This window comes from Rhodoferax ferrireducens, assembly GCF_003347515.1.
Taxonomy (GTDB): Bacteria; Pseudomonadota; Gammaproteobacteria; order Burkholderiales; family Burkholderiaceae_C; genus Rhodoferax.
This window is the reverse complement of record NZ_QEII01000240.1, coordinates 74,875-98,344: the sequence shown is the minus strand read 5'-3', so window position 1 is coordinate 98,344 and position 23,470 is coordinate 74,875. Positions and strand designations below refer to the sequence as shown.

The following is a 23,470-nucleotide window of genomic DNA, read 5'->3' as shown; positions in this document are numbered from 1 at the left end:
GCCCGGATCATTTCAACGACTTGCAGCTTGAAGCTCGCGTCAAAGACTCTTCGTTTTGATTTCGTCACGTTTATTTTCTCAGGAGATTTCCACCTATCTGTGTGTACGAAGTTATTAGATCAGGACAAACTGTCTTGCCGCTCCGGCGTGCAGCAGGGAGCGTTTACTTCGCTCAAGGCATACGGTTTTCGGGGGCAAGGTCAGCGATAGGCAGGAGGACCGCCATCGCGGCGATCCTCCTGCCCATCCGCATGCTGGAAACTTGCCGAGCGTCCAGCCGTCAAAAACGCTTCGATACCCCGGCCATCACCACGAACGGAGAGGGGTTCAAGTCGGCCTGGACGGGCGCTCCGCCGAATGCGGGGACTGTTCCGGTTGCCTTGGTTTTCCAGTACAGCTTGCGGAAGTCGACGAACAATCCCCACGACTTGTCGATGGGAATATCCACGCCGGCTTGCAGCACGCCACCAAACCGGCTCTCCACGTCCAGGCCCGCGACTGCGCCGTCATTTGACTCCAGGATATGCATGTAGGCGATCCCGCCACCAATGTAAGGCTTGATGGTTCCGAGGTCGAAGCTGTACGTGCCGGTAAACATCGCTGGCGCATACTTGATCTCGCCTAACTGACCTAAGCCAGCCACCGTACCCCGACCTTCGATGCGCGTACTCGGCGGTATCCCCACCGTTGCCCGCAGGGCTACCGAGGGCGTGAGCCAGTATCCGATCTCGGCCGCGAGGGTCGTGCTGTCACTCAGGCTCAACGCGGCCCCTGGCACCGGGCCTCCCCCGACTGTAATGTCCGCATCGGATTGGTATTGAACGGATGCGGCACCAACGCGCACAAACCACGGCGATTCCTGGGCGGATACAGCGCCCGCGATGCCGCACAATACAGCCAGGCTGGCCATTCGCCGAATTTCCAATTGTTTCATCATGTCTCCTTTACGTTGTTATGGGCCCGGCGACTTGCCGGGCCTACTTTTGCGGCATCTTTGTTCGCCGCAAATCTTTAGACCCCCGGCAGCCGGTGGTCTTTGAACTGCTCGCGCAACTGGTTCTTCAGCATCTTGCCGGTGGCGCCGATGGGGATGGCATCGACGAACACCACGTCGTCCGGCACCCACCAGGAGGCGACCTTGCCCTTGTAGTGCTCGATCAGCGCTTCGCGGGTGACCTCCGTACCTGGCTTGCGCACCACCACCAGCAAGGGCCGTTCATCCCATTTCGGGTGAATCACGGCGATGGCCGCTGCCATCGCCACCGCCGGGTGTGCCATGGCAACGTTCTCCAGGTCGATCGAGCCGATCCATTCGCCGCCAGACTTGATGACGTCCTTGCTCCGATCGGTGATCTGCATGTAGCCATCGGCGTCGATCGTGGCCACATCGCCGGTGGGGAACCACTGCGCGCCCGTCTCATCGCTTACCAGCGGGTCAGCGCCATCAGAGCCGAAGTAGCTCTGAACCACCCACGGTCCGCGCACCATCAGATCGCCTTGCGACTTGCCGTCCCAGGGGACATCGTCCCCTTGCGGATCGACGATGCGCATGTCTATGCCGAACACCGCCTTGCCTTGCTTTGCGAGCCGCGCATGCTGCGAGTCCAGCGGATCGGCCAGATGCTTTTGGCGCAGTCGGCACACCGTGCCCAGCGGGGACATCTCCGTCATGCCCCAGGCATGGATGACTTCGACGCCGAACTCGTCTTCGAAGGCTCGCATCATGCTCGGCGGCACGGCCGAGCCGCCGATAATGGTGCGCTTCAAAGGGGCCAGGCTGAGCGAGTTCTGCGAGACATACTGGAGCAGGCCGAGCCAGATGGTGGGTACGCCGGCCGCAAACGTCACCTGCTCGGCAGCAATCAGTTCGTGCAGCGACTTGCCGTCCAGCGCCGGACCCGGCAGCACCAGCTTGGCGCCGACCATCGTGCAGCTGTAGGGCAGGCCCCAGGCATTAACGTGGAACATGGGCACCACCGGCATCACGCCGTCGCGCGATGAGATGCCAATCGCGTCCGGCATGACCGAAGCATAGGTGTGCAGCATCGTCGAGCGGTGGCTGTAGAGCACGCCCTTGGGGTTGCCGGTGGTGCCCGAGGTGTAGCACAACGACGAGGCGGTGTTTTCGTCGAAGGTAGGCCACACGAAGTCGGGTTCGTGCGCCGAGACAAGGTCTTCGTAGCACAGCAAATTGGGCAGCTTGCTCGCCGGCATCTTGTCCTTGTCGATCATCGCGACGAAGTGGCGCACCGTCTTGCAGCGCCCCGCCACGGCCTCGACCAGGGGCAGGAAGGTCAGGTCAAAGAACAGCACCTGGTCCTCGGCATGGTCGAGGATGTAGCGCAACTGGTCCGGGTGCAGGCGCGGGTTGAGGGTGTGCAGCACCGAACCGCTGCCGGACACGGCGAAGTACAGCTCCAGATGCCGGTAGCCGTTCCAGGCCAGCGTGGCGACGCGCTGCGACGCTTGCACGCCGAGACCGCCGAGCGCATGGGCCATCTGGCGCGACCGGTCATGCAATTGCGCATAGGTGGTGCGGTGGATATCGCCTTCGACACGGCGCGAGACGATGGGCACATCGCCGTGATGGCGCGCCGCATGGGTGATGAGTGAGGAAATGAGCAGAGGGGCGCTCATCATTTGACCGTTCATGATGTCTCCTTGGGTTTTTTGGGTTAAGGCTAAATTCGGCCACTGGCCGGGTATCGTGTTGAGATGCAGCGCGTGATGCCTCTTGGTGGGAACTCAGGCCGCCAAGAGTTGGGTGCGGTTGGCTTGCGCATGGGCTGGCTGCGGCTTGTGGCTGCGCAGGATGGCGCGAGCGCACTTCTCGCCGATCACCATGCAAGGGGCATTGGTGTTGCCGCCGATGAGGGTCGGCATGATGGATGCATCGGCGACACGCAGGTTTGAGAGTCCGTGCACCCGCAACTGCGCGTCGACCACAGCCATGTCATCGTTCCCCATTTTGCAGCTACCGACCGGGTGATAAATGGTTTCCGCGCTGCGCCGGATGTAGGCCCGCAAATCCTGGTCGCTGCGCACGCCGGCACCCGGCGCCACTTCACCGCCATGGATGTCGTGAAAGGCATCGGCCTCAAAGAGGCGCCGCGCAAGTTTCAGGCCGCGCAGCATCTCGTCCCAGTCGTCGGCATGGCTCAGGTAGTTGGGCTGAATCACCGGTGCGGCCAGCGGGTCGGCGCTTTTCAGGTCGATGAAGCCACGGCTTTTCGGTCGCAACTGGCACATGTGCAAGGTGGCGCCATAGCCGGGCGCCAGATCGCGGCCATGGTTACGCAGGTAGGTCGGCAGGAAATGGAACTGCACTTCCGGCAGCGCCGATTGCGGCGACAACTTGGCAAAGCCCCCGGCCTCAGCCACGTTGCTGGACAGAAAGCCCTCGCGCTTGCGCCAGTATTGCCAGAGCCCGGCGACCGCTCTCGGAAGAAAACCAGGTGCAACACCAATCGCCTGCTTGCTGCGGTCGCGGATCATCACCGTCACGTCGAGATGGTCCTGCAGGTTTTGGCCTACGCCCTGCAAATCAGCGACTTGGGTGATGCCGTGCCGGGCCAGCGCCTGCTTCGGCCCCACGCCCGAGAGCTGCAGCAACTGCGGCGAATGGATGGCGCCGCCACTCAGAATGATTTCATGCTCGGCCTCAATGCGCTGGCGTTCGCCTTTGTGTTCGATCTCGACCCCCACGGCCTGTTTGCCAGAGAACAGGATGCGCGTGACATGGGCGCCGGTGAGCACGGTCAGATTCGACCGGTCCATGACCGGGTGCAGGAAGGCCCGCGCGCTGCTCCAGCGCTCGCCGTTCTTCTGGGTCACCTGGTGAGGCCCGGCACCTTCCTGTTGCGCGCCGTTGAAATCCATATTGCGCGGAATACCGCATTGCACGGCGGCGTCGATGAAGCGGCCCGACAAGGGGTTGGGCGAGCGCACATCGGCGACGTTCAGTAGTCCATTTGTCCTGTGGTAGGTCGAGGCGCCGCGCTCGTTATTCTCATGCTCCAAGAACATCGGCAGAAGGTCCTTGTAGGCCCATCCGGCGTTTCCAGCTGCGGCCCATGCGTCGTAGTCGGCTTGGTGTCCGCGCATGTAGACCATGGCATTGATCGAGCTGCTGCCCCCGAGTGTCTTGCCGCGTGGCCAGTACAGGCGGCGGCCGTCGAGTTGGGCTTGTGGTTCGGTGTCGAAATACCAGTTGTACTTGCGGGTCGTGAGCAAGCCCACCATGCCCATGGGGGTGCGGATCAGCGGGGTGTCGTCGGACCGTCCCGCTTCGAGCAGGCACACGCGCCTCGACGGATCGGCGCTCAAGCGGTTGGCCAAGACACAGCCGGCCGAACCGGCGCCCACGATAACGTAATCGAATTTCAAGATTTGTCCCTATGCGATTCAGAGAAAAAAGAAGTTCACCGGGCTAGACCGGTGCAACCGAGACCGTCAGACCAGACGCAGCGTCCAGTTGATCAGCCGTCGCGACAGAGGGGTGTAGGGCGGGTAGAAGGTCGACGCCAGCAGCAGCCAAGTCTTGACGACCGCGCGCTCATGGCTGAAGGCCTTGAACCCGTAGATCCCGTGTGCGCTGCCGAGCCCGGAATTGTTGATGCCGCCGAATGGCAAGCGGCCATGCAGGAACTGCACGACGCTGTGGTTGACGCAGGCACCACCCGAACTCGTTTCCCGCAGCACCTTGTCGGCGACTTTGCCATCCCTGGTCCAGATGTACAGTGCGAGCGGCTTGGGCTGGTCGTTGATCTTGGTGATGACTTCGTCGAGATCGCGGTAGGCGATCACGGGCAGCAAGGGGCCGAAGATTTCTTCCTGCATGATCTTCGCGTCCGGGCTGAGCTGGTCGATCAAGGTGGGTGCCACGAACTGGCGATCCGTCTGGTGCTGGCCGCCGGCCAGCAGCCTGGCACCTTTTTGAAGCGCGTCATCAAGCAGTCCGACGATGCGTTTGGCATGGCGTTCATTGACGATGTGCGCCAGGTGAGGGCTGGTGCGCACGGCATCGCCTTCACCGTAGGCTTTGGCCAGAGCCTCCCGGCAGTGCTGGACAAAGGATTCCTTGACCGATTCGTGGACGTAGACGTGATCCGGCGCAATGCAGGTCTGGCCGCTGTTGGTGCATTTGGACCACATGAGGTTGGCCGCCGCTGCTTTCAGGTCCGCCGTGGCGTCGACGATGGTCGGGCTTTTGCCGCCCAGTTCCAGTGTCACGCTGGTCAGGTGCTTGGCCGCCGCGGCCATCACCACGCGGCCAATCGCCGGCGAGCCGGTAAAGAAGATGTGATCGAACGGCAGATCCAGCAGGGCCTGCGAGACCGCCGCTTCGCCCTGGAACAGGGCTACCTCGTCTTCGGTAAACACCTCGCGCACGATCTCGGCCATCACCTCCGACAGGTGCGGTGTCATCTCAGAGGGTTTGAGAATCGCTGTGTTACCGGCGGCGATAGCCGAGATCAGCGGGCCGAAGGTCAGGTTGACCGGGTAGTTCCAGGGCGAGATGATCAGGCAACGGCCCTTCGGTTCGCACTGCACATAGCTCGACGTGCCGAACATCAGCAGGGTCGGGACAACCTTCTGCTGCTTCATCCAGCGGCGCAGATGGCGACGCGCGTCGTTGGCCTCGGCCACGATGGGCAAAATTTCTGTCAGATCGACCTCGGCGGCTGGTTTGCCGAAGTCCAGTGCGCCGGCGCGCTGGATGTCGGCCTGGCGGGCCAGGACGGCCCGCTTCAGGCGGTCAATCTTGTCGAGGCGTTGCGCGGCGGTCGATTGACGAAGCCGCAAGGCCGTTTCGCGTTGGGCGGCGAAGATGCGCTTTACTTCAGACTGCTTGACGGGCTCGTCCGGACTTACAAGGTGCATTTGTATTACAGGGGAGGCAGACTTCATTTTTGTATCTTTTAATATTGTTTTCCCTCCTTTTGCGATAGCAATCCGAGGTGGACGCAAGTTTATTGCGATGCGTCATGGAAAACACCCTAACGAAAGTTAGGTGACGTTGGACATGCTTCGTTTTACCATTCCCGGCACATTGGCACGAAGTCCGGTCTTGCCATTCGACAGGCAGGCTCTCAATGGCCGGATGTTTACTTTAAATAACAGGAGACAAGACGATGAAAACGAGTTCTATCAACATCACTGGTGCTGCGCGGGCGGCCATCGGGGTTCCGTGGGGTAAGTTCTTTCTGGCGCTACTTGGGCTTGCGCTGCTATTTACCAGCTATCGAATTTACTCTGAGGCGTCGGCGTTCACCTATGGACTCGATTATTTCAGCCATGAGTTCGATGTTTACTGGATGCGCCTGCTGTATGGGCAGTTGATTCTGATTCTTGCGTTGGGAACCGGGACGCTGGTGTATTTGTGGAACACCCGTGTGCGGGATTTTTCCACGATTGGGCCGCGCGAAGAAGTTCGGCGTCTATTCTTGCTGATGGGCATGATTTTGTTGTTCGCCATCATGTTTTATGTAACAGGTTCGATCTACACAGAGGCTGATGCAGCCTGGCATCAGGTGACAATCCGGGATACGGATTTCACACCCACTCACATTGGTTTATTTTACTTCTGTGTGCCTTTGCTGGTGTTTTGGGGTTTCATTACTTTCGCCTACGCTCATACACGAATCCCTTTCTTTGGCAATCGCATCTCGCTTCCGTTCGCCATCATCATTGCGGGCGCATTCATGATCATGCCCAACGTCGGTTTCAATGAGTGGGGTCACACTTTCTTCTATGCCGAGGAATTGTTTTCCGCGCCGATTCACTACGGCTTTGTGCTGCTGGGTTGGTCTACGTTTGTGGCTGGTGGCTTGCTTGTTCAGATATTGAGCAGAGTAGCCGATTTGACAAAGCAGCTGGTGTCGCCACAAGCCGCCATTCAAACGGCTCACTGATCCTGCTCTTGACGTGCAAGCCCATTGGGACTTTAGTCCCGATGGGGCGGGCCCTCCTTTGAGGGTCTTTCTTTTAGCGTGGTGTGTTGGCGGCTTGCAAAGGCAAATTGCACACCCGTCCTTTTTTTTGGAGACTTTGAATGTCTGTTTTGACACCGGCTGAGGCTGCCTTTAGCCCGCAGGAAGCGGCCCGCGTTGATGCCCAGGTTGACTGGGTGGTCATCCCTCTCTTTGTGATCCTGCTGGGAGCGGTATTTGCCTTCCAGTTTGCCCTCTTGGTAGGGGACTGGGATTACTGGATTGATTGGCGAGATCGCCGTTATTGGCCGCTGGTCACGCCACTGGTGCTGGTTATTCTGCCCGGCGTATTCGGCTACGCGTTTTGGAAGCTGCTGCGCCTACCTCTGGGTGCCACGCTGAGCATTCTCGGGCTGACGCTGACGGGCTGGTTGAGTCGTTACCTTAACTTTCACGAGTTCGCGGGTTTTCCGATGAATATGGTGCTGCCGTCGACCTACCTTGGTGTGGGCCTCTTGATTGATTGCACTTTGCTGCTGACGCGCAGCTGGTTTTTCACGGGGATTTTTGCGGGCTTTCTTTCGGGGCTGCTTCTGTACCCCATGAACTGGCCATTGCTGGCCCCGTTCATGGTGCCGGTCGAAATGCATGGCACGCTGATGACAGTGGCGGACGTGATGGGCTTTGAGTACATCCGCACCGCCATGCCTGAATATGTGCGCATCATCGAGCAGAGCACATTGAGGACCTTCGGCGACGCAGTGACGCCGTTGACGGCGGTTTTTGCGGGCTTCCTGACCATATTGAGTCTCTGGTTTTGGGCCTGGATTGGCTCGCTCGGTGTCAAGGCTGTGTGGCTGCGCAAAGTTGTTTAAGGAAGAGGTCATGAATTTCATTGCAAAATTGTTCGCAGTCATTCAAGGGCTGGTCGTCGTTCTGGTTACGCTTTCAGCAGCGCCTGCGTTGGCTCATGGTGAAAAGGCCCAGCAGCCTGCTTTGCGCATGCGCACCGTACATTGGTTTGACGTCGATTTATCGACGCGCAAGCTCGCTGTCAACCAAATGCTGGTCGTCAAGGGAAGTTTTATTCCTTCGAACTCCTGGCCGGCCCATGTGGCCTCCATTGAGAACACTGCCTATCTCAATATAGGTGTGCCCGGGCCGTCTTTTGTGCGCCTGGACAGCCGCATCAACGGTGTGCCCACCATACGCAGTAGTTCGTATGAGCGCGGTGAGCAGTACAACTTCGAGGTCACGTTGAAGGCCCGCACACCCGGGCGCTATCACCTGCATCCGATCATCAATGTGAAGGATGCCGGGCCGATGATTGGACCGGGTATTTGGGTCGAGGTTGTTGGCGACCAGGCGACATTTGAAAACAGCATCACCACATTGTTTAACCAAACCCTGAATTTGGAAACGCATGGCTTCGCTAATGCGGCTGTCTGGTCTGCTGCATGGTTGGTGCTTGCTTTGGTCTGGTTTGGCTATTGGTTGACCAAGTTGCCTTTGGTTCTGCCGAGGTACCGGCGTGCCACCGCGCTGGGCGAGAACGCCGACGAGATGATCACAACGCGTGACCGTCAGGCGGCACTGGTCATCATGGTAGCCACGCTGATGCTTGTTGCGGGCGGTTTCATTTATGCCTCTGAGCGCTGGCCCGTCACGACACCGCTTCAAACCGGCAAGGTCAAGACCCCGACTCTGAAGATGGCGCCTTCGCCGGTGTCGGTCACTATGGACGATGCCCGCTACCGCATCCCGGGGCGCAGCTTCCGTATCGAGCTCACAGTGAGCAACAGCGGGAAGGGTCCCTTGAACATCGGTGAGTTTGCCTCGGGCGGCCTTCGTTTCATCAACTCGGCGGTTCTGAAGGTCACGCCCAAAGATCAGGATGATCTGGTAGCGCAGGACGCGTTGCGTGTTGAGGGTGGTCCGATCAAGCCGGGTGCAACGCAAAAGATCGTGATCTATGCGGACGACGCGATGTGGGAGACGCAGCGCATGACGACGATGATCGCTTCCCCGGATGCGGTGGTGGCTGGCATGCTGTTTTTGTTTGACGCCCAGGGTAACCGCTACCCGGTTGAAATCAGCGGGCCGATGATTCCGCTGTTCGGGGGGTAATGGAGATGCGACTGATCCGAATGTTGAGTTCCTCGCTGCTTGCGTTGGTTGCGGCATCGGCATGGGCGCATGGCGGGGTCGGCATGGAAGACGACAAATGCATCCTGCGCATCGGCAGCAACCAAGCTCATTTTGCCGGGTACCAGCCCGAGCACCGTGCCAGCCAGGAGTTTTGCGAGGACATACCCGAGGTAGGGCGGGCTGTGATCGTGATTGACTTCATCCAGCCCGCGCTGCGCGAACGCGTGGTGGAGTTCCGCATCCTGCGTGACGCGGATGGACTGGGTGCCAAGGCGCGCTACGAGGATCTTGGCGATACGAGCCGGATTGGGCAGCGGACGTTGGTGGCGTTGCCGGCCAAGGTCTATTCGCGCGGCACGGTCACCCTGGATCACCGGTTCACTGAACCTGGCTGGTACATCGGCCTGATCAGTGCTGCGGACCCGGTCAGCGGGAAGATGGAGACCTCGGTTTTTCCGTTTCGCGTCGGCGTCCGCAACTACTGGAAATACCTGCCATTGCCCTTGATCTTTATCGGCTTGGCCTGGCTCTTGTACCGGCTCACCGGACAGCGGCGCAAAACCCCGATCACCGACTTACCTCAAAAGTAAATAGCACGAAAAAAAGGAGACATGATGAACAGTTGGATCAAGCCGGCGCGTCAGGCGCGGCAAGGGAAATTAGTAAAGCGCCCTGCATTGGCCCTGACGTTGGCGGTGGCTTCGCTGCTTGCCACGGCAGTGCCGGCCGCCATGGCCGAAGGGGCCAAGGGCTCGACGGCGCACATTGCGGCCGTGACCAAGAAGGTCGATGGCGCGTTCATGCGCGCCAACGAGGCCAGGACCGCCGATTGGCCAAGCACTGGGCTGGACTATGCCGAGACACGGTTCAGCAAGCTTAATCAGGTCAATGCTTCCAATGTGAAGGACCTGGGACTGGTCTGGTCGTACAACCTCGAATCCACACGAGGCGTTGAGGCCACGCCGCTGGTGGTGGACGGCATCATGTATGTGACCGCGTCCTGGAGCATTGTTCATGCCGTGGATGTGCGGACCGGGAAAAGAATCTGGACCTATGACCCAGAAATCAAACGTGAGTTCGGTTACAAAGGCTGCTGTGATGTGGTTAACCGTGGCGTAGCCTTGCACAAGGGTCGCATCTACGTTGCCGCCTTTGATGGTCGGTTGATCGCCCTCGATGCCGCATCCGGCAAAGTGGCGTGGGAACAGGACACCGTCATTGATCACAGCCGTTCCTACACCAGCACGGGCGCACCACGGATTTTCAAAGACAAGGTCATCATTGGCAATGGTGGCGCCGAATACGGCGTGCGGGGTTACATCACGGCCTACGATGCCGCCAGCGGCAAACAAAAATGGCGATGGTTCACGGTACCAGGGGATCCAAGCAAGCCATTTGAAGACGCCTCCATGGCCGCGGCGGCCAAAACCTGGGACCCCAGCGGCAAGTACTGGGCGGCGGGCGGCGGTGGCACCGCCTGGGACTCGATGGCCTTTGACCCAGCTTTGAATCTGATGTACGTCGGGACCGGCAACGGCTCACCCTGGAGTCGCGCCAAGCGCAGCCCCGCAGGTGGCGACAACCTTTACCTGGCCTCCATCGTTGCACTCAATCCGGACACCGGCAAGTACGTCTGGCATTACCAGGAAACCCCCGGCGACAACTGGGACTACACGTCGACCCAGCCGATGATCCTGGCCGATCTCAAGATTGATAACAAGCCGCGTAAGGTGATCCTGCATGCGCCGAAGAACGGTTTCTTCTTCGTGATCGACCGCACCAACGGCAAGTTCATCTCGGCAAAAAACTTTGTTGATGTGAACTGGGCCACCGGCTATGACGCGACTGGGCGCCCCATCGAGACCGCAGAGGCGCGCCCCACGGATCGGCCGTTTGACGCCATTCCAGGCCCCTACGGCGCGCACAACTGGCATTCCATGTCATTCAACCCACAGACCGGGTTGGTCTACTTGCCGGCGCAAAATATACCTGTCAACCTGATGGACGACAAGAACTGGAGCTTCAATTCCAACAAGCCAGGTCAACCAGGCTCCGGTACGGGTTGGAATACTGGCAATTTGATCAATGTAACGCCGCCGAAAAGCAAGCCGTTTGGACGCCTGATTGCCTGGGATCCGGTTCGACAAAAAGAAGCGTGGCGCCAGGAACAGGTGTCGCCCTGGAACGGCGGTACGCTGACCACGGCCGGCAACCTGGTTTTTCAGGGCACGGCAGACGGACGATTTATTGCCTATAACGCCCAGAACGGCGAGAAGTTGTGGGAATCCCTGACGGGCACCGGTGTGATTGCGGCACCGGTCACCTACCTGGTGGATGGCAAGCAGTACGTGTCGATTGCCGTGGGATGGGGCGGCTCTTACGGGGTTTCCCAGCGCGCCTCCGAACGACAAGGCCTGGGCACGGTCTATACCTTTGCCGTGGGTGGCAAAGCGCCTATGCCGGAGTTTGTTGCTTACTGGATGGGCGAACTGGTGGCTGGCGTGAAATACGATCCGGCCCAGGTGCCGGCGGGTACTGCGCTGTATGTGAGCAACTGCGTTCTCTGCCATGGTGTTCCCGGCGTGGACCGCAGCGGCAGCATTCCCAACCTCGGCTACATGAACGCGGCCTTCATCGAAAACCTCGACAAGTTCATCTTCAAAGGACCGGCCATGAGCAGGGGCATGCCTGACTTCACGGGCAAGCTGAGCGTGGACGATGTGGAGAAGATCAAGGCCTTCATCCAGGGTACGGCAGACGCGATACGCCCCAAGAAATGACCGAAGGCGCGAAGTCGTGCACCGGGTGTCCGCGCGAGTGCGTGTACTGGTCCGATGCATCTCATAAGACCATCGAATCCTCGTGCGCAAGGTGAGCGCAAACGTCGTGCCCATATCTGTGAGGGCACGCAATGAACGCACGACGCTGCAGTCAGGCGTTCCCGATGCAAACAGGATTCCGGCGCCAATCGCACGCATGAAATCCACGGTGAGCGTGACTGTCACCGACGACTGGATGAGCTGGCCGCTGCCTGGGATTGGCCGGTTGATCAGCGTTCTGCCCCCGACCGCATCGAGCAGGGTCAAGGGCACGCCGCCGTGGAGCACGCCGTGGGGGTTGAGGTGGTCGCGCCGGATTGGCAGCCGGAAATACAGGCCGCGCTCGTCGTTCAAGCTGTCGTATCCCACGAGTTGCTGAAACGGCCCGTGGAGGTAACTTGCCGATGGGGCCGGGTCCTGCGCGTTCATGGCTGATCGACCTTGAAGTAGTCGGGCTTGCCGGCCGGCCAGAACTCACACCACAGCAGCATTCCGCCCTCGACGTTGAGCACCTCGCTGGTGACGAACTTGCCGGACGGGGAGCCCGCATCGGCCAGCACTTGAGCAGGCTGTACATTCAAATTGGCCTTGACGGCTTGCAGCACAGCGGGTACCTCGCCGCTGTCAGCGGCCATGTTGGTCAACTCTGCTGCCACCACAATGTGCGCCGTCTCGTCCACCGCCAGCGCGTTTCATCACACGGCTGTCGGAGTCGGTGAAGTTTTCCTGCGCCTTGTCCTCTGGCACACCAAACTCGCGCTTGTAGGGCTTGCGGGGCTTGGCCTTTGCCGGTCTTGGCGGCGAGCGATCTCACCCAGAATATCCAGCTTGGGCTCGTTCCTCTCAGCTTGGTCGGCCACATTTGCTTTATCCATCAGAGCCTTGATTTGCGCCTGGAGTTCGGCCTCGGCCTGGAGCATTCAGTCGTAGCTCATGGCCTTGTCGCGGATGGCGTTGGCCTTGATCTTGGTGCCGTCCACCGCAATGGTGCCCACCCAACTTGACCAGTGGGCCGATTACTACGCTCATACCTCATTGGACAAGGCTCGGTAAGTAACTATTGCCAAGCGGTGAGACTGGGGCTATACTTTTAAGCAAACAATTGTTTGTTTTTCTAATTATGACGAAGGTATGCTCGACAAGCGAGCCAAGGAAACGCCCGTGACAAAGCTCTCCCGTCTCGACATTTCTTCCGAGACCAGTTCAGACGCCGCAAAGGTCCCCCGGCGTGCCCACAACCGTTTGCCAAAACTGCTTGACGAAGCCGCGCGCGTATTCGCCAAGCGGGGGTTCGCCGCCGCGTCGATTCGAGAGATTGTCGAACCCGTTGGGATGCTGCCCGGCTCGCTCTACTACTACTTTGAGACCAAGGAAGCCCTGCTGGTGGCTGTTTATCGCGAGGGCGTTGAGCGGATTTCTGCCAAGGTCGACGCCGCCATCGATGGCGTTGACGATCCGTGGAATCGGCTCGAGGCTGCTTGCATCGGGCATCTATCAGCCCTGTTGGATCGTACCGACTACTCGCAAGTAGTGATACGCATCCGACCCGACGATGCCCCCGCCGTCGCTGCCGAATTGGCCATCCTTCGCAACTCGTACGAACACCGCTTCGAAGCACTGCTCGAAATGCTTCCGCTGCCGAAGTCGGTCGAGCGGCGTGATCTGCGCCTCTTGCTCATGGGCGCACTGAACTGGAGTCAAACCTGGTTCAGGGAAGGGGGCGCGTTGACGCCGGACGAGATTGCCAAGCGATTCATCGAGCTGCTGAAAATGAATTTACTCAAACTGTAAAGGATAGCGAATGACTCCACAGGACTTTAAACCGAAGGTGCTGGTGACAAAGATTGGGCTGGATGGCCACGACCGCGGCAGCCGCATTGTTGCCGCTGCCTGCCGCGACGCCGGAATGGAGGTGATCTATACCCCTCCCTGGCAGAGCATTGAGACCGTCGTGAAAACGACGCTCGAGGAGGATGTGGATGTGATTGGCATCTCCTCTCTGGCAACCGATCATCTGATCGTTCCCAAGCTGATCAAGGCGCTACGGGAGGCCGGCCTGGGTAATGTGCGCGTCATCGTTGGCGGCATCGTGCCGGACAACGAGGAAGTCCAGTTAATTAAGAGCGGCGTACGGCAGGTATTCCATCCTGGCAGCACGATGGACGAAATCACGGCGCGCATTCGCGACTACGCACGTGAGGCTCGAATTGAGGGTGCCGCCTTGCTTGGTAAAGGAAATTGAAATGGACAAGCCAATTGAACCGTCGATCACCACAGGTCTTGAATCGACCCCCTCTTACACCGCGTGGGAAACCGAATACCGTGAGTCGATTCCGGCGGAGCGTCCTCTCGAAAACGTGTCGGGGATACCGATCAAACCGCTTTACACCCCCTGCGACTGGGCGCGGTACGGCGGCGATGATCCGCTGAGCTACCCTGGCCAGCCCGACTACACGCGTGGCATCTATGCGACGATGTACCGAGGTCGCACCTGGACGCAGCGGCAACTGGTCGGGCTCGGCACACCGGCAGACTACAACGCGCGTCTATTGGGCCTGATGGAGGGCGGTGCGACGGCTGTTTCCCTCATTCCCTGCAATTCCGTGTATCGCGGCTATGACATGAGCTCGGTCGATAAGGAACTGCTCGGAACGTGTGGGGTCGTGATCAACAACGTCGACCACATGCAGCGCAGCCTTCAAGGGGTCGACGTCGGAGAAGTCTCGTGTGCACTGAACGACCCGTCGCCATTCACTCTTTTGGCCTTCATGCTGATTGCGGCCGAACGGCGTGGCACCGACTGGCGATCAATCACTGGCACTTCAAACCAGAGTGACTACATCTCGCATTTTGTCGCCAACCACATGTTCTACCGGCTTTCGCTGCCTGGATCGCGTCGCGTATTGCTCGATCACATCGCGTATTGCAAGCAATATGTTCCCCGCTGGAATCCGATGTCGGTGGTCGGTCAACATATGCAGCAGGCAGGCGCGACGCCGGCCGAGGCGATGGCCTTTACGCTGTGTACTGCTATTCAGAATGCCGAAGACTGCATCGCTCGTGGTATGGATCCTGACGATTTCTTGCCGCGCTTCACCTTCTTTTTCGATATCTCGCTGAGCCTTTTTGAGGAGATCGCCAAATTTCGTGCTGGGCGACGCATTTGGTCCCAGATTACTCGCGAGCGACTCGGTGCCAAGGACCCGAGGTCATCCCGCTTTAAATTCCACGGACAGACTTCAGGGGTTGACCTGACGCGGCAACAGCCGCTCAATAACATTGCCCGTGTCACCGTTCAGGCGATGGCTGGAATCTTCGGAGGACTCCAGTCATTGCACACGGATGCCTACGATGAGGCGTTGGCATGCCCCAGCGAGTTCGGTGCGCGCATTGCGGTCGCGACACAAAACGTCCTTCGCGAAGAAGCCCACCTGACGGATGTGATTGATCCGCTCGGGGGATCGTTTTACGTGGAAGCCTTGACGGACCAAATGGAAGAAAAGATCCGGTCCATCATCAAGATGGTCGATGACGCCGGCGGAATGTACAAGGCCGTCGAATCGGGACTGATTCAACGAATGATCGGCGCGTCAGCCCTTCGCGCCCAACGGCGCATCGAGTCGGGCGAACAGCTTGTTGTAGGCGTCAACGCGTTTCAGACCGAGGAGGACGCCAGTGCGCGCCCCTTCATTGAACGCCCTGATCCGGCCGTAATGCAGGGGCATTTGGACGATTTTGCGACCTGGAAGAAGGGGCGCTCCGTCGCTGAAGTCGACAAAGCGCTCGACCACATCTCGCGTGTGGTCGATAATTCGTCAGGCAATGTGTTCGGTGCCGTGGTTGATGGCGCACGAGCGGGGCTAACACACGAAGAAATTTGCACACGCCTGCGTCGAGATCTTGGTTTTGGCCAACCCTTGACGGTGGTCTGATGCTGTCGTCAGAAACAAGCCGTCAGGCACTGCTTGCCCGCGTGCTGTCGGGTGAGCGTCGGGCGATCGCGCGTGTGTTGACCTGTCTTGACGATGGCGCGCCAGGTAGCCAGGAGGTCACTGAACTCCTGTCCTCGCACGCCGGTCGTGCGCTCGTGGTTGGCGTCACAGGCGTGCCGGGTGGTGGCAAATCTACCCTGGTCAATGCCTTGATGGGTATTTGGCTTGCCCGCAAGTTGCGCGTGGCCGTGATTGCGGTCGACCCATCGAGTCCGGTCAGCGGCGGCGCTGTGCTGGGCGACCGAATCCGGATGGGGGAACATGGCGCCCACCCGAACTGCTTCATACGCTCGCTTTCAGCCCGTGGTCAACTGGGTGGCCTGTCTCGTACGGCACGTGCTGCGGTCGACTGCTTTGATGCGGCGGGATTCGACAGAGTGATCGTGGAGACCGTTGGTGCCGGTCAGTCTGAAACCGCCATTACCTCACTGGCGGACACCCGCGTAGTTGTTTGTCCTCCGGGACTGGGGGATGACGTGCAGGCAATCAAGGCGGGCATCCTCGAGATTGCAGATTTGCTCGCGGTTAGCAAGGGCGACCTGCCACTGGCCGAAGAGACGGCTCGTGACATGCGAGAGATGTTGACGCTGCGCCGAGCGGCCACGAACGGTGCATGGATACCCAAGGTGATGGTCGTGAGCGGAGCGGAATCGAAGGGAGTTTCCGAGCTCGTTGCTGCGATTGAAGAACATGCGGCCGTAGTTGGTACTGGTCGTCGGCTCACGACAAATACCAATAAAGCCACGCAAATGTCGGGCTCCTCCGATACCCAGAGCCCAGATGCCGAGCGTTGGTTGGCGCACCTGTCGTCTTTGGCACAACGAGATGGGATATGTTCAACGTTGGGAATTTCTGTGACCGAAGGCGGGCCAGGGAGTGCAGTGGTGCGCATGACCGTTGATGCCCGACATATGAACTTCAATGGTGGCTGTCATGGGGGTGCGATTTTTTCCTTGGCAGACACCGCATTCGGCCTGGCCTCCAATTCACACGGTGCATTGGCGATGGGCATCGACGCCCACATCACGTTTCAGGTCGGGATACGGGCTGGCGAGAACCTTGTTGCCCGGGCAACCGAGCTCATGCGCAGTCATCGAATAGGCATGTACAGAGTCGACGTTGCGCGAGTGGAATCTGGCGGTGAGGAGACCCCCGTGTCGAGCTTTACTGGGACTGTCTACATCAGGCAGGAGCCCCAGGCAAAACGCCAGACCGGGGCCGTGACAAATGGTCTGGCGAACGGCGCGGCCGTTCCCGATGTTTATCGAACCGCCAAGGACTGAAGACGGCATGGTGGAGACGCTTGATGATGACTTTTGGATAAGAAACCTTCATGCAAACGACCTTCCCGCGCCTGCTGCTTAAACAAGCCGCTGAGCGCGCCAGCGCGCCCGCGATGCGTGAAAAAGAATATGGCATTTGGCAAGCCCACAGTTGGGCCGACATGGCGCAACTTGTGGAGCATATGGCCTGCGGCCTGCACCAGGCTGGCCTGCAGCGCGGCGAACACATGATCATCATTGGCGCCAACCGCCCGCGCCTGAACGCTACCATGCTGGCAGCGCAATCGCTGGGCGCGGTGCCCGTGCCGCTGTACCAGGACGCGGTGGCGGCCGAGTGTCTGTTCCCCATTACCAACGCCGAGGTGCGCTTTGCCCTGGTGGAGGACCAGGAACAGGTCGACAAGATGCTGGAGGTGCGCGAGCAGTGCCCCCAGCTCACGCACATCTGGTACGACGATCCGCGCGGTCTGCGCAATTACGTCGAGAACGGCCTGGGCTCGCTGGACGAACTGGTTGCCGCAGGCAAGGTGTTTGCGCAGCAGCACCCGGACTTTTTCCGCCAGAAGATGGAGAAAGTGCAGCCCGGCGATGTGGCTGCCATGTTCTTCACCTCGGGCACCACGGGCAACCCCAAAGGCGTGGTGCATACCCATGACACGCTAATCAACCGAGCTCAGGCCGGCGCCGAGTTCGACCACCTTCGTGATTCGGAAGAAGTGCTGGCCTATTTGCCGCCAGCTTGGATCGGCCAGAACATCTTCAGCTATGCGCAGTGGCTGGTTTGCGGCTATGTGGTCAATTGCCCGGAATCGTCCAGCACGGTCACGATCGATCTCAAGGAAGTGGGGCCTACCTACTACTTTGCGCCGCCGCGCGTGTTCGAGGGGCTGCTGACCAGCGTGATGATCCGCATGGAAGATGCTTCCCGCCCGAAGCGCCGTATGTTCGATTACTTCATGGATCTGGCGCATCGCGTCGGCCCGGCGCGCATGAGCGGCCAATCCATCGGCCTGCTCAACACTGTTCTTTATGCCCTGGGCAACTTGCTGGTCTATGGCCCCTTGCGCAACAACCTTGGCATGAGTCGCGTGCGCGTGGCCTACACGGCCGGCGAGGCCATCGGCCCGGACCTGTTCAGCTTCTACCGCTCCATCGGCATCAACCTCAAGCAACTCTACGGTTCCACCGAGACCGCTGTGTTCGTCTGCCTGCAGCGTGACCATGAGGCGCGCGCCGACACGGTAGGCATTCCTTGCAAAGGCGTTGAGATCAAGGTGGCCGACAACGGCGAGATTCTCGTCAAGTCGCCCGGCCTGCTCAAGGAATACTACAAGAACCCCGCAGCCACGGCCGAGGTGCTGACCGCCGACGGCTGGTATCACACCAGCGACGCTGGCTTCATCGACGCGCACGGTCACCTCAAGATCATCGACCGCGTCAAAGACGTCGGCCGCATCAGGGGCGGCGCCTTTGACGCGGCCATGTTCGCGCCCAAGTACGTGGAGAACAAGCTCAAGTTCTTCCCGCACATCAAGGAGGTCGTCGCCTACGGCGACCAGCGCGAGAAGGTCTGCGTGATGATCAACATTGACTTCGACGCCGTGGGCAACTGGGCCGAGCGCCGCAACCTGCCTTACGCCGGCTACACCGATCTGGCGCAGAAGCCCGAGGTGTACCAGCTCATCCAGGACTGCGTGGAAAAGGTCAACGCCGACCTCAGCCGCGATGCGCTGCTGGCCGGCAGCCAGATCAGCCGCTTCCTGGTGCTGCACAAGGAACTGGACGCAGACGACGGCGAATTGACCCGCACCAACAAGGTACGGCGCGGCTTCATCGCCGAGAAATACCAGCCGCTGGTCGATGCACTCTATGGCGGCAAGATCGAGCAGTTCATCGAGACCGTTGTGAAGTTCGAGGACGGACGCTCCGGCAGCGTGAGGGCGACCCTGAAGATTTCCGATGCGAAGACCTTTGCCCCTGTGAAAGCAGCCGCCTGAGAAATGACGTAAGTATCATGAGCAAAAACATCGACGACGTCATTCTTGACGTCAAGAACATCTCTTTGAGTTTCGGCGGCGTCAAGGCGCTGACCGACATTTCATTCAATGTGCGCGAGCACGAGGTGCGGGCCATCATTGGCCCCAACGGCGCCGGCAAGAGCTCCATGCTCAATTGCATCAACGGGGTCTACACGCCGCAGCAAGGCTCCATCACCTTTCGCGGCAAAACCTTCAGCCATATGGACAGCCACCAGGTCGCGGTGATGGGCATCGGGCGCACCTTCCAGAATCTGGCGCTGTTCAAGGGCATGAGCGTGATCGACAACATCATGACCGGGCGCAACCTCAAGATTAAAAGCAATCTGCTGTGGCAGGCGCTGCGCATCGGCCCGGCCCAGCGCGAAGAAGAAATGCACCGCGAAGCGGTTGAACACATCATCGACTTCCTGGAAATCCAGGCCTACCGCAAGACGCCTGTCGGCCAGCTGCCCTACGGCCTGCAAAAGCGCGTTGACCTGGGCCGCGCGCTGGCCATGGAGCCGCAGGTGCTGCTGCTGGACGAACCCATGGCCGGCATGAACGTGGAAGAAAAGCAGGACATGTGCCGCTTCGTGCTGGACGTGAACCAGGAGTTCGGCACCACCGTTGTACTGATCGAGCATGACATGGGCGTGGTGATGGATATTTCCGACCGCGTCGTGGTGCTGGATTACGGCAAAAAGATTGGCGATGGCACGCCGGACGAAGTACGCAACAACGAAGAAGTGATCAGCGCCTATCTGGGCACTAACCATTGAGCGTCGGGAGACAAACAAAATGGTATTTTTTCTCGAAACACTGACTGGCGGCCTGATGGCCGGCATGCTGTATTCGCTGGTGGCGCTCGGCTTCGCGCTGATCTTCAAGGCATCGGGTGTGTTCAACTTCGCCCAAGGGGCGATGGTGCTGTTCGCGGCGCTGGCGATGGCCCGCTTTGCCGAGTGGATTCCGACGTGGACCGGCATCGAAAGCGCCGTGGTCGTCAATATCATCTCCTTCGTGATAGCCGGCGCCATCATGTTCGCGGTTGCCTGGCTGATCGAGCGTTTGGTGCTGCGCCACCTCGTCAACCAAGAGGGGGCGACGCTGCTCATGGCGACGCTGGGCATCGCCTATTTCATGGAAGGCCTGGGCCAGACCCTGTTTGGCAGCGACATCTACAAGATCGACATCGGCATGCCCAAGGAACCCATCTTCGCGCTTGAATCGGTGTTCCAAGGCGGCGTACTGGTCAACAAGGAAGACGTGATCGCCGCGGCCATCGCGGCGGCGCTGGTGGTGGTGTTGAGCCTCTTCTTCCAGAAGACGTCCACGGGCCGCGCGCTGCGTGCCGTGGCGGATGACCACCAGGCGGCGCAGTCTATCGGCATTCCGCTCAATCGCATCTGGGTGATCGTGTGGTGCGTGGCCGGCGTGGTGGCTTTGGTGGCCGGGATGATCTGGGGCTCCAAGCTGGGCGTGCAGTTTTCGCTGACAACCGTGGCGTTGCGCGCGCTGCCGGTCGTGATGCTGGGTGGCCTGACCTCGGTGCCGGGCGCCATCATCGGCGGCCTGATCATTGGCGTGGGCGAAAAGCTCTCCGAAGTGTACCTAGGCCCGTTAGTCGGCGGCGGCATCGAAATCTGGTTTGCCTATGTCCTGGCCCTGGTTTTCCTGCTGTTCCGGCCGCAAGGGCTGTTTGGCGAAAAAATCATTGACCGCGTTTAAGAAAGGCCCACATGTTTTATCGCGAAAATGGTCAATTCAAGACCAACTACAGGGATGACCAACAGATATTCCCGATATCCCAGGATCGCATCGCCGTCGCGCTGATGCTGGCCGTCGCCTTTGTGGCCGTGCCGATGTTCGCTAGCGACTACCTGTTCCGAGCCATCCTGATTCCCTTCCTGATCTTTTCTCTGGCGGCGATCGGGGTGAACATTCTGGTGGGTTATTGTGGTCAGATATCGTTGGGCTCGGGTGCCTTCATGGCCGTGGGTGCCTATGGCGCCTACAACTTCTTCGTGCGCATCCCCGGCATGCCGCTGATTCCGGCGCTGATTCTGGGTGGGCTCTGCGCCACGTTCTTCGGCATCCTGTTTGGTCTGCCCAGCCTGCGCGTCAAGGGCCTGTATCTGGCGGTGGCCACGCTGGCCGCGCAGTTCTTCAGCGACTGGATGTTTCTGCGCATCAGGTGGTTCACCATCGACTCGCCCTCGGGCTCGGTGTCGGTGTCCAACCTGCAGGTGCTGGGCATGCCCATCGGCAGCGCGCTGAGCAAGTACCTCTTCTGCCTGGGCATCTTGGTGGTGGTGGCGCTGCTGGCCAAGAACCTGGTGCGCGGTGCCACCGGGCGCGAGTGGATGGCCATCCGCGACATGGACGTCGCCGCCGCTGTGATCGGCATTCGCCCGATGTACGCCAAGCTCAGCGCATTCGCGGTCAGCTCGTTCATCATCGGTGTGGCGGGCGCGCTTTGGGGCTTTATCTACCTCGGCGCGTGGGAACCGGCGGCCTTCTCCGTGGATCAGTCGTTCAAGATGCTGTTCATGGTGATCATCGGCGGCATGGGCTCGATCATGGGCAGCTTCTTTGGTGCTGCCTTCATTGTGGTGCTGCCCATTGCGCTGAACCAGTTCCTGCCACTTCTGTGCGGTCTGGTCAGCATCGAGATATCCACGGTAGGCATCTCGCACGCCGAACTGATGATCTTCGGTGGCCTGATTGTGTGGTTCCTGATTGTGGAGCCGCACGGCTTGGCCAAGCTGTGGTCCATCGGCAAGAAAAAGCTGCAGCTGTGGCCCTTCCCTCACTGACTACTTTTTGTGTTGAGCAACCCTGGCACATACCGTGCCTTAACAGAAGGAGACCATATGAAACTGCGTAATATTGCTTTAGCCACCTGCTTAGCTTCCGCGGGGATCACGGCATTCGCCCAAGCCAAGGAGCAATTCTTCCCGCTGCTGACCTTCCGCACAGGCGCCTACGCGCCTAGTGGCGTGCCATGGGCTAACGGCTTTGTCGACTACTTCAAGCTGGTGAACCTGAGTGGCGGCATCAATGGCGTCAAGGTGCTATGGGAGGAGTGCGAGACCAGCTACGCAACTGATCGCGGCGTGGAGTGCTATGAGCGCCTGAAGGGCAAGCACGGCGGCGCGACCGTGTTCCAGACGATGTCTACGGGCATCACGTTCGCGCTAACCGAGAGGGGTGCCGCCGACCGCATCCCGATTCTGACGCCGGGCTACGGCCTGAGCGAAAGTGCAGACGGTGAAGTGTTCAAGTGGAGCTTTCCGCTGGCCGGCAGCCATTGGGCGTCGGCCGATACACAGTTGCAGTACGTCGCGAGCAAGCTGGGGGGAATGGACAAGCTCAAGGGCAAGAAGATCACGCTGCTCTACCACGATAGCCCCTACGGCAAGGAGGCGATCACCATCCTCGCGACGCGCTCGAAAATGCACGACTTCGACCTTGCGACGATCCCGGTCACGCACCCCGGCGTAGACCAGAAGTCAGCTTGGCTACAGATTCGCCAAAGTCGCCCCGACTTTGTGCTGCTGTGGGGCTGGGGCATCATGAACAGTACCGCACTGAAGGAAGCCCAGGCCACTGGCTACCCACGTACCCAGATAGTCGGCGTGTGGCCTTCGGGATCAGAATCGGACGTCAAAGGCGTGAGCGGGGCAGAAGGCTACAGCGCCGTGCTGCTGCTTCCCGGCCCGGGGGCCGACTCCCGGATCGCCAAGGAAATCCTCGCCGAGCTGCACGACAAAGGTCAGGGCACCGGTCCGAAAGGGGAAGTGGGCGAAGCGCTGTACATGCGTGGCCTGATGAACGCCATGATGGCGGTGGAAGGCGTGCGCCGCGCGCAGGAGCGGTTCGGCAAGGGGCAGGTCATGACCGCCGCGCAGGCGCGCTGGGGCTACGAGAACATGTCGCTCGACCAGAATAAGATCGACGCGCTGGGCATCGCGGACGTCATGCGGCCGGTGATCACTTCGTGCAAGGACCACATGGGCCCTTCGGCGGCCCGGGCCTACACCTGGAACGGTACGAAGTGGCAACTGAGTTCGGGGTGGTTGCAGGCCGACATGTCGATTCTCAACCCGCTGGTAAAGGCATCGGCCGACAAGTACGCTGACAACAAGAAGCTGGCCCGTCGTTCGGGCGCAGACTGCCAGTCCTGACTCGACCTGCCATCCTGGGCTTTTTAACTGTCATGTCGGATCAGATCCGGCATCCATGGTGGAGTGCAGGAGCGCCGTCATGGATTGCGGA

The 23,470-nt window shown here is 59.8% G+C and carries 19 protein-coding genes and 2 pseudogenes; 15 read left to right on the top strand and 6 right to left on the bottom strand.

Going from position 1 to position 23,470, the window contains the following annotated elements:
• The coding region (locus C5P05_RS34365) for a hypothetical protein (protein ID WP_232834384.1) at positions 1-210 on the top strand (210 nt) is incomplete at its 5' end.
• Positions 211-280: 70 nt separating this feature from the next.
• On the opposite strand, the gene C5P05_RS07450 is transcribed toward C5P05_RS34365, so the two are convergent.
• The 4 genes from C5P05_RS07450 to C5P05_RS07435 all read right to left on the bottom strand — a co-directional run bounded on the left by C5P05_RS07450 (position 281) and on the right by C5P05_RS07435 (position 5,883).
• A complete protein-coding gene (locus C5P05_RS07450) occupies positions 281-937 on the bottom strand; it encodes an OmpW/AlkL family protein (protein ID WP_114969219.1) in 657 nt (218 codons plus the stop codon).
• 74 nt (positions 938-1,011) lie between these two features.
• The gene (locus C5P05_RS07445) at positions 1,012-2,652 is read right to left on the bottom strand and encodes a 3-(methylthio)propionyl-CoA ligase (RefSeq protein ID WP_114969218.1); all 1,641 of its coding nucleotides are present in this window, start codon (positions 2,650-2,652) and stop codon (positions 1,012-1,014) included.
• Between the two features lie 93 nt (positions 2,653-2,745).
• Complete coding sequence (locus C5P05_RS07440) at positions 2,746-4,386, bottom strand: GMC family oxidoreductase (RefSeq protein ID WP_198674654.1); 1,641 nt, start codon at positions 4,384-4,386, stop codon at positions 2,746-2,748.
• A 66-nt stretch (positions 4,387-4,452) separates the two neighbouring features.
• On the bottom strand, positions 4,453-5,883 hold the full coding sequence (locus C5P05_RS07435; RefSeq protein ID WP_232834383.1) for an aldehyde dehydrogenase family protein: 1,431 nt from the start codon (positions 5,881-5,883) through the stop codon (positions 4,453-4,455).
• A 251-nt stretch (positions 5,884-6,134) separates the two neighbouring features.
• On the opposite strand from C5P05_RS07435, the gene C5P05_RS07430 reads away from it, so the two are divergent.
• The 5 genes from C5P05_RS07430 to C5P05_RS07410 all read left to right on the top strand — a co-directional run bounded on the left by C5P05_RS07430 (position 6,135) and on the right by C5P05_RS07410 (position 11,860).
• On the top strand, positions 6,135-6,914 hold the full coding sequence (locus C5P05_RS07430; protein WP_114969215.1) for a methane monooxygenase/ammonia monooxygenase subunit C: 780 nt from the start codon (positions 6,135-6,137) through the stop codon (positions 6,912-6,914).
• A 140-nt stretch (positions 6,915-7,054) separates the two neighbouring features.
• Entirely contained in the window at positions 7,055-7,807 is a 753-nt protein-coding gene (locus tag C5P05_RS07425; protein ID WP_114969214.1) for a methane monooxygenase/ammonia monooxygenase subunit A, read from the top strand.
• A gap of 10 nt (positions 7,808-7,817) precedes the next feature.
• Positions 7,818-9,059, top strand: a complete 1,242-nt coding sequence (amoB, locus tag C5P05_RS07420; RefSeq protein WP_114969213.1) for a bacterial ammonia monooxygenase, subunit AmoB — start codon at positions 7,818-7,820, stop codon at positions 9,057-9,059.
• 20 nt (positions 9,060-9,079) lie between these two features.
• Positions 9,080-9,670 (top strand): hypothetical protein, encoded by a 591-nt coding sequence (locus C5P05_RS07415; RefSeq protein WP_157979239.1) that lies wholly within the window; start codon positions 9,080-9,082, stop codon positions 9,668-9,670.
• Positions 9,671-9,811: 141 nt separating this feature from the next.
• A complete protein-coding gene (locus C5P05_RS07410; RefSeq protein WP_232834385.1) occupies positions 9,812-11,860 on the top strand; it encodes a PQQ-dependent dehydrogenase, methanol/ethanol family in 2,049 nt (682 codons plus the stop codon).
• 168 nt (positions 11,861-12,028) lie between these two features.
• Here C5P05_RS07410 and C5P05_RS07405 read toward each other — a convergent pair.
• Positions 12,029-12,328 (bottom strand): annotated as a pseudogene (locus tag C5P05_RS07405) (PaaI family thioesterase); the annotation flags it as partial.
• 152 nt (positions 12,329-12,480) lie between these two features.
• Positions 12,481-12,894: pseudogene (locus C5P05_RS34360) on the bottom strand (IS5/IS1182 family transposase); the annotation flags it as partial.
• A 166-nt stretch (positions 12,895-13,060) separates the two neighbouring features.
• Between C5P05_RS34360 and C5P05_RS07390 the strand changes: the two are divergent.
• Genes C5P05_RS07390 through C5P05_RS07350 form a run of 9 tightly spaced genes read left to right on the top strand, consistent with a single transcriptional unit; the run spans position 13,061 to position 23,379 of the window.
• The gene (locus C5P05_RS07390; protein WP_198674653.1) at positions 13,061-13,690 is read left to right on the top strand and encodes a TetR/AcrR family transcriptional regulator; all 630 of its coding nucleotides are present in this window, start codon (positions 13,061-13,063) and stop codon (positions 13,688-13,690) included.
• Between the two features lie 10 nt (positions 13,691-13,700).
• Entirely contained in the window at positions 13,701-14,141 is a 441-nt protein-coding gene (locus C5P05_RS07385; RefSeq protein ID WP_114969208.1) for a cobalamin B12-binding domain-containing protein, read from the top strand.
• 1 nt (position 14,142) lies between these two features.
• The gene (locus tag C5P05_RS07380) at positions 14,143-15,831 is read left to right on the top strand and encodes an acyl-CoA mutase large subunit family protein (protein ID WP_114969207.1); all 1,689 of its coding nucleotides are present in this window, start codon (positions 14,143-14,145) and stop codon (positions 15,829-15,831) included.
• On the top strand, positions 15,831-17,174 hold the full coding sequence (gene meaB, locus C5P05_RS07375) for a methylmalonyl Co-A mutase-associated GTPase MeaB (RefSeq protein ID WP_114969206.1): 1,344 nt from the start codon (positions 15,831-15,833) through the stop codon (positions 17,172-17,174). Before C5P05_RS07380 ends, meaB begins: the two co-directional genes overlap by 1 nt.
• A 50-nt stretch (positions 17,175-17,224) precedes the next feature.
• Positions 17,225-19,171, top strand: coding sequence for an AMP-dependent synthetase/ligase (locus C5P05_RS07370; protein WP_114969205.1), 1,947 nt, complete (start codon positions 17,225-17,227; stop codon positions 19,169-19,171).
• Positions 19,172-19,188: 17 nt separating this feature from the next.
• Complete coding sequence (locus C5P05_RS07365; RefSeq protein WP_114969204.1) at positions 19,189-19,971, top strand: ABC transporter ATP-binding protein; 783 nt, start codon at positions 19,189-19,191, stop codon at positions 19,969-19,971.
• 19 nt (positions 19,972-19,990) lie between these two features.
• Positions 19,991-20,920: a branched-chain amino acid ABC transporter permease gene (locus tag C5P05_RS07360; RefSeq protein WP_114969203.1), complete on the top strand. Its 930-nt coding sequence runs from the start codon at positions 19,991-19,993 to the stop codon at positions 20,918-20,920.
• An 11-nt stretch (positions 20,921-20,931) separates the two neighbouring features.
• Positions 20,932-22,008: a branched-chain amino acid ABC transporter permease gene (locus C5P05_RS07355; RefSeq protein ID WP_114969202.1), complete on the top strand. Its 1,077-nt coding sequence runs from the start codon at positions 20,932-20,934 to the stop codon at positions 22,006-22,008.
• Between the two features lie 57 nt (positions 22,009-22,065).
• Complete coding sequence (locus C5P05_RS07350) at positions 22,066-23,379, top strand: ABC transporter substrate-binding protein (RefSeq protein ID WP_114969201.1); 1,314 nt, start codon at positions 22,066-22,068, stop codon at positions 23,377-23,379.
• The last annotated feature ends 91 nt before the right edge of the window (positions 23,380-23,470 follow it).